This is a genomic window from Veillonella sp. CHU740 (assembly GCF_003992055.1).
In the GTDB taxonomy this organism is placed as follows: domain Bacteria; phylum Bacillota; class Negativicutes; order Veillonellales; family Veillonellaceae; genus F0422.
The window spans coordinates 1-13,663 of record NZ_RQVD01000019.1; the positions used below are offsets into that span (position 1 = coordinate 1).

2 protein-coding genes are annotated in these 13,663 nt (G+C 40.5%); both read right to left on the minus strand.

The window, feature by feature from the left end:
• Window positions 1-9,455 (minus strand): hypothetical protein (locus EO115_RS08245; RefSeq protein ID WP_164724094.1); only part of this gene is annotated, 9,455 nt, incomplete at its 3' end.
• 2,520 nt (window positions 9,456-11,975) lie between these two features.
• A complete protein-coding gene (locus EO115_RS08250; protein ID WP_126938470.1) occupies window positions 11,976-12,956 on the minus strand; it encodes an Abi family protein in 981 nt (326 codons plus the stop codon).
• Window positions 12,957-13,663: the final 707 nt, after the last annotated feature.

The following is a 13,663-nucleotide window of genomic DNA, read 5'->3' on the forward strand; positions in this document are numbered from 1 at the left end:
TCATGTAATTGACCACCGTTGATGGCATCTTTAGAGCCAGCTTTGATTTCACCATCTGCGATATTGCTTAACTTAGTGGTACCGCCAGTTGTTGTACCATCTGGGTTTACTAAACGAGCTTGTGGTTTTGTTACTTCCACAGCATCAGCTGCTTTTGTACCATCTGCATTGACTTTGCCAGCAGGATACCATTTGCCATCGTTAGCTTTTACAACACGGTTACCGTTTTCATCTGTATACACTACTGTACCAGCTTCGCCGTTACGAAGAGCATTTACTTTTGTAGTTAAGTCTTTACCGTTCAAGCCATCTGCTGCTGTTAAGCCGTCTTTGCCCATGCCAGCATTAGCGCCTGTACCAGGTTTACCATCACGGCCATCAGATCCATTAGTACCAATTGCATCAACTGCTTTTTGTACTTTCGCTAATGTATCTTTTGTATCTTGCGACAATCCTACTGTGTAGTTACGTTTATTCGTAGCTGTATCTACTGTATCTCCGCCTGAAACAGACAAGCCTTCTCCAGCTGCTACTGTTGTATCGATAGCATCTACTGTGTAAGTTGTTACATGGTCTGTTGTTTTAGGTGTGACTGTAACATTTTTACCTTGAGCTACTTTCACAGCTTCTGCTGCTAAGTCTTTTACTGCCGCTTTACCAGCATCATTTAGATTATCTAAATCTTTATTCGCTGCGTTACCAAATTTTGTATCTACATATGCCTTATTCGCTGCATCTGTATTAGCACCTGGTGTGCCAATATTCGTTAATTTAGAGCCACCGAAATCTACGTCACCTTTAGCGCCAGCTGCACCCGGTTTCACCGTGATAACAGCATTGTCACCATTTTTAATTGTCAATGGATCTGTGCCATTACCAGAGATACCTTTCATGTTAGTTAAGGTATCTGCTAATTTCACCACTAAGCCGTTAGCATTTGTAGTAGTGTCTTTTTCTACACGGATATTCACGCCTGCTTCTGTTGCTGGAGTTGTTGCACTTGGTGTGAAGTTTGTAGCACCTTTTACAGTTAATGTAGTACCTAATGCACGTGTTACATTTTGTCCATCATCGCCTGTGAAAGTAATTGGATCCGCTGCATTTGCTTTTTGGCCTAATGCAGTGTTGATAGTTGTAATATCTGTTTTCGTAGCTAAGCCACTAATCTTGAACTCTTTACCAGTAGCTTCTGCGCCTGTACCATCTTCTTGTTTTACAGTCACAACGCCATCATCACCAACAGCATATGTATCTGCTTTTACATGAAGTTCAGAAGCCTTATCTACTTTACCTGCTAAAGCTGTTACATCAGCTTTTTTAGCTAATTCGTCATGTAATTGACCACCGTTGATGGCATCTTTAGAGCCAGCTTTGATTTCACCATCTGCGATATTGCTTAACTTAGTGGTACCGCCAGTTGTTGTACCATCTGGATTTACTAAACGAGCTTGTGGTTTTGTTACTTCCGTAGCATCAGCTGCTTTTGTACCATCTGCATTCACTTTGCCAGCAGGATACCATTTGCCATCGTTAGCTTTTACAACACGGTTGCCGTTTTCATCTGTGTACACTACGGAGCCAGCTTCGCCATTACGTAATGCATTCACTTTTGTAGTTAAGTCTTTGCCGTTCAAGCCATCTGCTGCTGTTAAACCGTCTTTGCCCATGCCAGCATCAGCGCCTGTACCAGGTTTTCCGTCACGGCCATCTACACCGTTAGCGCCTACTGCTTTAGCAATGTCATTTACTTTGTCTAATTTTGCTTTCGCATCGTTAGACAAGCCAATGATCACTTTGCCGCTATCTCCAGCTACGATTTCGATGCCAGATTTTGCGCTTTCTGCTGTATTCGCTGTGCCATCGCCTTGAACAAAGTCTAGACCTGTTGTTACTGCTACTGTTTTAGCTGTTCCACCATTGGCTTTATAGCCTAGGTTAGCATTACCAGCTGCTGTTTGGTTGACCGCTTTAATCGCTTCATCTACGTAGAACTTATTCGCTGCATCTGTATTGGCACCAGGTGCTCCTACATTTGTTAATTTAGAGCCACCGAAGTCTACGTCACCTTTAGCGCCAGCTGCACCCGGTTTTACTGTAATAACAGCATTGTCACCATTTTTAATTGTCAATGGATCTGTGCCATTACCAGAGATACCTTTCATGTTAGTTAACGTATCTGCTAAGCTCACAGTTAAACCATTCGTAGGGTCGGATGCTACTTGGATATTCACGCCTGCTGTTGCAGTTGCTGCTGGTGTGAAGTTTGCCGCACCTTTTACAGCTAATGTCTCACCTAATTTACGAGTTGCATTCGTTCCAGTATCTCCACTGAAAGTAAGCGGTTTTTCTGCCAACGTATTCAAGTCAGAGGCATTGGCTTTTTCAGCTAATGTATTGTTGATAGTTGTAATATCTGATTTGTCAGCTTTTTCAGCTAATTTAGTATGTAATTGACCACCGTTGATAGCATCTGTAGAACCAGCTGCAATGTTGCCATCAGCAATGTTGCTTAACTTAGTTGTACCACCAGTTGTTGTACCATCTGGATTTACTAAACGAGCTTGTACTGTTGTTACTTCCGCAGCATCAGCAGCTTTTGTACCATCAGCACCTACTTTGTCAGCTAAGTACCATTTACCATCTTTGGCTTTAACAACACGTTTACCGTTTTCATCAGTGTACACCACTGTTCCAGCTTCGCCGTTACGTAATGCATTCACTTTTGTAGTTAAGTCTTTACCGTTTAGACCATCTTCTTTTGTTAATCCGTCTTTGCCCATGCCAGCATCAGCGCCTGTACCAGGTTTGCCGTCACGGCCATCAGATCCATTAGTACCAATAGCATCCACTGCCTTTTGTACTTTCGCTAATGTATCTTTTGTATCTTGAGACAATGCCACTGTATAGTTACGCTTATTCGTAGCTGTGTCCACTGTATCTCCACCTGTAACAGACAAGCCTTCTCCAGCTGCTACTGTTGTATCGATAGCATCTACTGTGTAAGTTGTTACATGGTCTGTTGTTTTAGGTGTGACTGTAACATTTTTACCTTGAGCTACTTTCACAGCTTCTGCTGCTAAGTCTTTTACTGCCGCTTTACCAGCATCATTTAGATTATCTAAATCTTTATTCGCTGCGTTACCAAATTTTGTATCTACATATGCCTTATTCGCTGCATCTGTATTGGCACCAGGTGCTCCTACATTTGTTAATTTAGATCCACCGAAGTCTACATCACCTTTAGCGCCAGCTGCACCCGGTTTCACTGTGATAACAGCATTGTCACCATTTTTAATTGTCAATGGATCTGTGCCATTACCAGAAATACCTTTCATGTTGGTCAAAGTATCTGCTAGTTTCACCACTAAGCCGTTAGCATTTGTAGTTGGATCTTTTTCCACACGGATGTTAACGCCTGCTTCTGTTGCTGGAGTTGTTGCACTTGGTGTGAAGTTTGTAGCACCTTTTACAGTTAGAGTAGTAGCTAATGCACGTGTTACAGCTTGCGCATCGTCGCCTGTGAAAGTAATTGGATCCGCCGCATTTGCTTTTTGACTTAATGCAGTGTTGATAGTTGTAATATCTGTTTTCGTAGCTAAGCCACTAATTTTGAACTCTTTACCAGTAGCTTCTGCGCCTGTACCATCTTCTTGTTTTACAGTCACAACGCCATCATCACCAACAGCATATGTGTCTGCTTTTACATGGAACTCAGCTGCTTTATCTACTTTACCGTCTAATGCTGTTACATCTGCTTTTTTCGCTAATTCAGTATGTAATTGACCACCGTTGATTGCATCGGTAGAACCGGCTTTGATCTCACCACCTGCAATATTACTTAATTTAGTTGTACCACCAGTTGTTGTACCATCTGGATTCACTAAACGAGCTTGTGGATTTGCCACTGCTACTGCATCAGCAGCTTTTGTACCATCTGCATTAACTTTATTCGCTGGATAGTATTGACCATCATTAGCTTTTGCTAAACGGTTACCGTTTTCATCAGTGTACACTACTGTACCAGCTTCGCCGTTACGAAGAGCATTGACTTTTGTAGTTAAGTCTTTACCGTTCAAGCCATCTGCTGCTGTTAAGCCGTCTTTGCCCATGCCAGCATTAGCGCCTGTACCAGGTTTGCCGTCACGGCCATCAGATCCATTAGTACCAATTGCATCAACTGCTTTTTGTACTTTCGCTAATGTATCTTTTGTAGCTTGAGACAATCCTACTGTGTAGTTACGTTTATTCGTAGCTGTATCTACTGTATCTCCACCTGTAACAGACAAGCCTTCTCCAGCGGCTACTGTTGTATCGATAGCATCTACTGTGTAAGTTGTTACATGGTCTTTTGTTTTAGGTGTGACTGTTACATTTTTACCTTGAGCTACTTTCACAGCGCTCGCTGCTAAATCACGAACTTCATTTTTACCAGCATCATTTAGATTACTTAAATTTTTATTCGCTACATTACCAATTTGAGTATCTACATAATTTTTGCTCGCTGCATTATCGATAGCATTACGAGTCGCTTCATTTAAACCAAATGTCACTTTGCCATCGTCACCAGCTACGATTTCGATGCCAGCTTTTGCTGCCGCTGCTGTCGTCGCAGTACCATCACCTTGAACAAAGTTCAGACCAGTACCAACAGCCACTTGCTTAGCAGTTCCGCCATTCGCTTTATAACCTAAATTAGACACTGTACCAATTTGAGTATCTACATAGGATTTATCTGCTTTACCCGCTAATGTAGTGTTGATGTTGGTAATATCGCCTTTTGTAGCAAGTCCTTTAATCTTGAACCCTTTGCCACTATTTTGCGTGCCACTTGCATCTTCTTGAATTAAGGATACTTCACCATTATTTCCTACAGTATAGTCTCCTGCTCTTACATGAAGTTCTGCTGTTTTATCTAATTTAGCTGCAAGATCAGATACATTTGCCTTCGCATTTAATGCCGTATTCACAACGCCAGCTGTCACTAATTTATTCGCATCATCACCTGTACTTGTAATTGTAGTAGCCAGCTTCGGACTCAATGTCACTGCTCCAGCAGTAGTAGTTACCCCTAATACATCTTCATTACCGCTTGTAATAGAGTTAAGACCACCAGATGCATTGATAGTCACTACACCATTGGTATTATCTAAGGTTACATTATTACCCGCTTTCAACTTAATTTTATGGCTCGTTGTATCTGGTGTCACATCAGTCGCTGCTGCTGTACCATTTTCAACTTGCAATCCCCATGCAGCTGCTCTCAACTGTTTCACGTTAACTGCATCGTTATCGTTCACACCGCCTGCAACGTTTAGGATACGACGGTATTTACCATTGCCACCAATAGACACAACGCCATTATCTGGATCATTGTTACTTTCACCACTGAACGCTGCTGTCGTTTTTGTAGCGGTATCACCAGACGACACTGTAGAGTCCAAGCCCAATGCCACAGAATATTTAGCACCCGTTACTTTAGCACCAGCACCAATCGCCATAGAGGATTCTGAATCCTTAGTTCCATCTCGTTGTACCTTTGCATTACCACCGATAGCAATGGCATAGTTGCTGTCCACATAAGAACTATTACCGATAGCAACACCGTCTACAGCACCATTATAGACAGTTTTTGTCGTAGGACCACCTGCCGGTGCGTTTGGAATGTTTTCTGTTGTGGTGTAACCAGTACTTGCATCACGACCTAAGGCCACAGACGATCTACCATAGGCTCTAGAAATCGTACCAATCGCCACTGAATTATCACCTACGGCTTGTACCTTGGTAGGCGCCCCACCATTAGAACCAATACCGATAGCACTTTCGCCAGTTACTTGCACTTCTGTACCAATACCCACAGATCGTTGATTGCTAACTATAACATTACTACCAACACCAGTCGATAATTGAGCCGAAGTAATGACATCACGACCTAGGGCTGTAGAATAGTTTCCACTAGCGCTCGTATACGAACCAACGGCTAGCGCCCCTGTACCTGTAGCTCCATCATTATTGATATTAGATTTCACATCAGCCACACCATTGACAGTTCGATTAGCAGTTTCCGTTGTGTTCACAGAATAGTACTTCGGAGCTGCTGCTCTCAACTGTTTCACAGTGACCGCATCATTATCATTAACACCGCTAGCTACATTGATAATACGACGTTTTACAGAGCCACTATTACCAACGGACACAACGCCATTACCTGGATCATTAATCTCCTCACCTGTGAAAGCAGCTGTCGTTTTTGCTTTAGTATCATCTTGAACAACGGAAGAATTCAAACCCAAGGCTACAGAATATTGAGATCCAGTAATACTAGCATTAGAACCTATTGCTACGGCTCCTGTCGCTTGTACCGCATTATTATTAGCATCTTTTCCGGCTAGTACATTTGCACCAGGACCAATGGCCACAGCATTAGTAGCTGTCGTAATCTTTGTGGCTGCCCCCAATGCGATAGAGCTAGCTCCATCGACTTCGGCAGCACGGCCGATAGCCACGCCATCATTGACACTCGTACCTGCATTAGTGACATTACCAGTTGCAGCATCTACTGTTTTCACAACGCCCACACGTGCATTCGCTCCCATGGCTAAGGAGTTCCAACCACTTACGTTGGAGTTCGTACCCAGTGCTAAGGCATTCCAGTAATAGGCTTTTGCATCCTTACCGATAGCCACGCCACCATTACCATTGCTGCCTTCACTCCAAGCTTGCGCATTATCACCGATGGCCACGCCGTGGTCAACGTTTGCATAAGAATTAGGACCCATAGCTACTGATTTTTGACCATTCGCATAGGCATATACACCTAACGCTAATGCATTGGTACCTGTGGCTGTATCATTATCGAAGTTGGATTTAATTTTAACAACTTTATTGTTACTTTTTGTGCCTAATGGATCGTTGATATCCGGATAATCTTTGGCCTCTTTATTAGAAGCCCCTGCAATGGAAAGGAAATGGGCGGATTTATCAGTCCAGTCACGTAACTGTGCTACTGTAACCGCATCAGTATCTAACGCACCTGGCGCTACGTTGACGATACGACGAAGACCACGCACTTGGGCGCCGGCCTTATCAACCCAACCACCGACAGATACATAACCAGCCGTAACACCATCTAATTTATCTAGCTTATCACCTAACTTAGATCCTTGTGGTAAGTATGGTTTGATAGATAAACCATGTACATTGCTGCCAGATGCATTTGCACTAGCACTCGCCTCACGTGTATTTGGATTCCCCCAATAATGGGTAGTAGAACGGTAACCTAAGGCAACAGAGTTTTCAAAATCTGCTGTCGCCAAACGTCCCAATGCTGTGGAAGATGCTTTTGTAACTGATGCAGAGTCACCTACTGCCAAAGAACTGGTAGCACCTTCTGCAATTCTAGCCCGTGTACCAAAGGCAATACTATTCGGCGTTTCATTTGCAACATTCGCATTAAAACCTACCGCCATAGAGTTCAAGGAGTTATTACCAATGCTTGCACTACTACCAAGAGCTACGGAGTTACCCGCATCGGTGCCGATATTAACATTCGCACCTAATCCAGTGGCATTCATGGAACCATACCCTACGAAGGCACGTACCCCTAAGCCTACAGAAGATACGCTGCGGATATCTGTACCATAGCCCATACCGATACTGTTATCACCCATAACACGGCTACCAGGACCCATGCCAATAGCACCTGCACCAAACACTTGGGACTGCGTACCAACAGCAATGGAGTTTTCTTTCCGCACTTGTGCCCCTACACCGATAGCAATGGAGTTGGCAGAGTTGTCACTTACATAGGATAAGGAACCAATACCGATACCACTCAAGGAATCTACTACGGAACCAGAACCTTGGGCAATGGCAGATGTACCTTTTGCAGACGCATAGTAACCGATAGCGATAGCATTGTCACCACTACTCTTAGATTTCTGTACGGTTTGTACATTCCCCTGCGAATCTTTTATCGTTAAATGCACACCATCTAGTTTTTCAACTGTTAGCGGGGTTCTTGACTTAGCATCTTCAACGGCGTCTACCACCTTTTTAATGGTTTTACCCACTGTATTCCAGCTTTGATGCGATACCTGTCCGCCATCGACAAGTTCCATGCTATTCACATCTGTGAGCGTAAGATTATCTACTTTAGATTTTGCTGTATCCATAGTAGCTTTCGCTGTGGCAAGTTGTGTTTCTGTAGCATTTGCATTAGAAACTACACTGTAGTAAGCACGTACCGCATCTTGGTATTCACCGAGTGCCGCCAATTGTGTTTCTGAATAATTCCCTAATTTGCTACGCACTGCTTGACGCAATGGGTTCGTTGCACTATGTCCATCTGCGGCGGCGATATTGTCTGCAATGCTCGCATTGGCATAGGTTTTGTAACCGAATGCCAAAGAACCTTTACCTACTGCTTTCGCACTATACCCATAGGACATGGCACCAACATCAGTCGATTCATTTCGGTTACCTACCGCCAAGGATTGGGCTGCGAAGGACCGACTTTGTTCACCGATCGCAACGGCACCCTCTGCTTTACTCGCTGTATAAGCACGAAGACCCATGGCTGTAGAACCCTCGCCTAAAGCATAGGCCAAGGTACCCATCGCTGTAGCACCATCTTTTGCAGAAATAGAACGAGAACCAATGGCGATAGAACCAATACCTGCCGATACCGTCGGACTGAAAATACGCTCTGCATCTTTAGTTTGTGCATACCGTGAAGCAAATGTATCCCAAGGCATAATCGGTCTACTACCTTTGTTATCATTTTCAGAGGAAACCCAGTTCTCACTTCTGAAGATCTTTTTAGCCGCATTATTTCCACCATTCGGATCTCCATATAATTCCTTAATGGTTGCTATGTCCAAAGAGTCACGATATTTTGTAGCAATATCATCATTACCGATGGCAATAGAAGAGTCACCAGCTGCATACACGTCATTACCGATAGCCGTCGCTTGATTACCTGCCAATGTGTTACTACCTAGAGCCGTACCTTGTGCACCGAAAACATGAGCATCAGTACCTACAACAGTAAACTTTTCTTCTATATTATTAGCATTCGTATCAGTACCATGCGCCACAGAACCTGCACCAATGATAACGGAGTTTTTCGCAGTACGGTTTAAATCACCATATGTATCACCATTCTTAATCGGTGCAAATACTACAGATCTACGTGGTAAATGAATACTGCCACTGCCATTATAATAACTGGAAGCCCCCGTAGCACCTGAATCAAGATCCGTTTCCACATAAATAATCGCCTCTGCCGGTGGCGCAAAGAATCCAATACCACCAGTAATCAAGAACGCAATAACTGCCCCCTTGCTGTACATCCCTTTGTCTTTTAACACACGTTTTAGAAAACGCTCGCACTCTTTAAATTCAAAGCTTTTTCCCATTCGCCCTGTCCTTTCTGCTTTTACAAGCAAATCATTCATCACTACCCTACTCTATCGTTACAGCGTACTCCTTGGTACCGCTGTTATGTATGGTGTAATAATAAACAACATGTATACACATAGATATGGATATATACCTTCACGATTACATATATCTGAAATCACATATATACTATAGTTGCCTACTACATATGTATATGATTTTATTGTGCGCAAATCACCTGAATCATTGCATGGTCATATTACGTAATTTACATACTTGTCATACAAACTATCTTTTCAATGGTGTAATTACATTATCCAAACTAAGTTATCAGCATGTAAATTACAGGAATATCTGCGCACACATCACGCCTCGTGAAGTATCATCATTCTATGTTTTTTGAATCTTGAAATAAATATACAAAAAGAGTAATATTTTCAAATCGATTAATTTAAATCGATATGTCCATATCTTTATGTATACACATTCACTATATATTATACTAGTTTGCTAGACTTTATACAACGCATAAAACCTACATTTTTGATAAATAAATGCCTTACCCCCCCCCACTTTACACGGATTGAATATAAATTGTTTTATGGTGTTATTTGCTATTTACTTTTATTCAATTAAATTTACATAAACCGCTTTATTACGGCAAAGAACTACAGTAATACTTGGCATAGTTTGCTACTTTCTTATCCTCTAAATAAAACAACTGCAGTAGCATTTCAGAACAAACTATGCTATACTTAACTTACAAAAAAGAAGAGCCATCAACGTGTGCTTGGCGTTAGGCTCATCTCAAACTTGTGAAATATGAAATGCCTAACGTGTAGAGGGGGCAAACCTCTTATCGTTAGGCTTTTTCATTAATTAGTTAAACCAATCAATGAGTCGTACTATTAATTTTAGAATTAAAATCAAGATATCGATTTTTCTAAACTTTTTCATAGTACCACCTCCTCCCATTAGGGAAGAGATAAGCCTAACAGCACGTTAATGGCTCTTGCATTTTTATTATAGCACAATCTATTCGTACTGTTTATATAAACTTACTACCATGCCGAGCAGCAAACTAAGCAAAGCACAAGTTTGCACATCATACATCACAAGCACCTTCCCTTGAGGAATGAAGTTAGGTGTAGTAGCCTTGTGGCGTTTTTTACTGACCAAATTATATAAGTGCAAGAAGAGCACGACATGTTCCGAAGCAAACCTACCGTAGGATCAGTTTGTGGAGGAATGTGTCGTGCTCTTCCCTTTATCCTATTCAGTTAAAACGCCACAGGCTACATAACGTAACAAGAGACGACCTACCGTAGGATCAGTTTGAGAAAGAGTATGTTACGGGCTTATTTATGCTAATTTAGACATCGCCACAAGATTGCCTAGAGCAACAAGAGACGTTGCTATTCTGCAGTAAACTGTGCTATACTTAACTTACAAAAAAGAAGAGCCATCAACGTGTGCTTGGCGTTAGGCTCATCTCAAAAAGTATGAATTGAAATTGCCTAACGTGTTAAGGTGTAACAGACCTTATTCGTTAGGCTTTTCATTTCTAATTAAAGAAATGGTAAAGATCTATAATCAACTTTAAAAGTTTTATCAATACAGATAACTTTTTAAAAAATTTCATAGAACCACCTCCTCCCATTACAGGAAGAGATAAGCCTAACATCACGTTAATGACTCTTATAATTTTTATTATAGCATAATCTATTCGTACTGTTTATACAAAATTAATACCATGCCGAACGGCAAACTAAGCAAAGCGCAAGTTTGCAAATGACATCGTCACAAGTGCCCTTCCCCTTGAGGAACGCCGTTAGGTGTAGTAGCCTTGTGGCGTCCCTAACTACCTAACTCACGCAAACACAAAAGCCCGTAACATGCTCCTGAACAAACCTACCATAGGATCAGTTTGAGAAGGAATATGTTACGGGCTTATTTATGCTAATTTAGACATCGCTATAAGATTGCATAGAGTAACAAGAGACGTTGCAATACTGCAACAAACTGTGCTATACTTAACTTGCAAATAAGAAGAGCCATCAACGTGCGCAGGCGTTAGGCTCATCTCAAATTGGTAAATGTGATAATGCCTAACGTGTTAAGGTGTACAAGACCTTATTCGTTAGGCTTTGTCATTCCTAGTTAAAGAAATGATGAAGATCTATAATCAATTTTAAAAATTTTATCAGTAAAGATAATTTCTTAAAAAATTTCATAGAACCACCTCCTCCCGTTAAGGAAGAGATGAGCCTAACAACACGTTAATGACTCTTGTGTTTTTATTATAGCATTATAAATGAATATAAAGCATCCCCCTTTTATAATATAAAAGTTCTCACAAGATGACTGCGTTGTGCTGCCTCTTCTCAATAATATTACACACTCAAACTTTATAAAAAATAAGGGCCTACTACTAGACCCTTTATACACTTCTTTTGTGAAAGTTTACAGACATAGAAAAAGAGCCAGCTTAGCCGACTCTTTCAAGCATGCATCCGCGAACGCATACCCCAATTATTGCCTATTATTATACTCCAATTAACTACTAAAAGCAAGGATTATATAAATTGTTTTAAAATTGTCATTCGTTTCTGTAGGTCAGGATGAACAACCATTGTATAAATTGACGGATTAACAGACTTTTTATACTTCGCTGTAATCTTTTCAAACTCATGTATAAAAGCCTTAACTTCTGTTTTAGAAACATGTAATAATTTTAAATAATAACTTATAAGGATAATATAATCTCCTATTGTTTTTAAATTAAAATACGGTAATCCTACATCATTCTTTAAACAACTTTCCATTGCAGGTGTTATATTAATATTATTAAATCTTGTATCAAATACAACACCATTATGAGCAATTGCATTTCTCAAATCTTTTAGTGTGTAGATAAACTTATATAGCAATTCTCTATTAGTATCACTTGCTAAATTAAATCCTATTCTTTTGGTAATAGCATCTCTTACAGTATATGTTAAACATGAAAGCAAATATCCAAAATCCCCCATAGTTAATATTTCAAATAATGCCCAAATAGGCACATCAGAATACTTCACATTATTATAGAAATGCATAATCTTTTGATTTCTACTGCTATATGCCTTAGCAAGATTCTTTTGTATTAAATTTTGTAAATTAAGCTTATTCTGTTGTAATTTTTCTTTATTCTTTGTCGTGCATTGGATAGGCGCATTATGATATCCACTTATTACTTTATCACACATCACTTGAATACTTTCCGACCTTGCACTATCCAAGATACATTCTAATGCAATATTTTTTACTGCTGTTCCTATAAACATCATTTTACTGTACAATAACGATTTAATATCGGAATCATACTGGATTGTTGCATTAATTTCTTTATATGTAGAAAATGGTAACCTCTTTGCTTTATCTTTGTAAAAACGATATCCCTTATATCCATGAAAGTATCCGGTATTAATTAATTGTCTTTTCTGAGTACTATTAGCTATTGCTATTCCATTAACTCTTAAATGTTTCATAAGGCCATTTATTGTTTTATATCCCATAAGATACTCCTTTTTATCTTTTATCTCTTGTCTTTTATTATAGCACAATCTATTCGCACTGTTTATATAAACTTACTACATCAAAACATCAAACTAAGCAACGCCCAAGTTTGCAAACGAGACCGGCACAAACACCCTTCCCCTGATGAACGCCGTTACGTGTAGTAGCCTTGTGGCGTTCCTTTACTATCTAAATAACACAAATACAAGAAGAGCACGACATGTTCCGGAGCAAACCTACCGTAGGATCAGTTCGGGTCGGAATGTGTCGTGCTCTTCCCTTTATCCTATTCAGTTAAGAACGTCATTACTACATAACGTAACCAGAGACGACCTACCGTAGGATCAGTTTGAGAAGGAGTATGTTACGGGCTTATTTATGCTAATTTAGACATCGCCATAAGATTGCATAGAGTAACAAGAGACGTTGCAATACTGCAACAAACTGTGCTATACTTAACTTGCAAATAAGAAGAGCCATCAACGTGCGGTTGGCGTTAGGCTCATCTCAAAATCTGTAAGTTTGAAATGCCTAACGTGTAGAGGGTCCGAACCTCTTATCGTTAGGCTTTTTCATCAATTAGTTAAACCAATCAATGAGTCGTACTATTAATTTTAGAAGTAAAATCAGGGTTATAGGACAAAATGAGTTGGTTTTAATAGCAATGAGCCTAGTTAAATACTAGGCTCATTGAATTTTAAAGTTG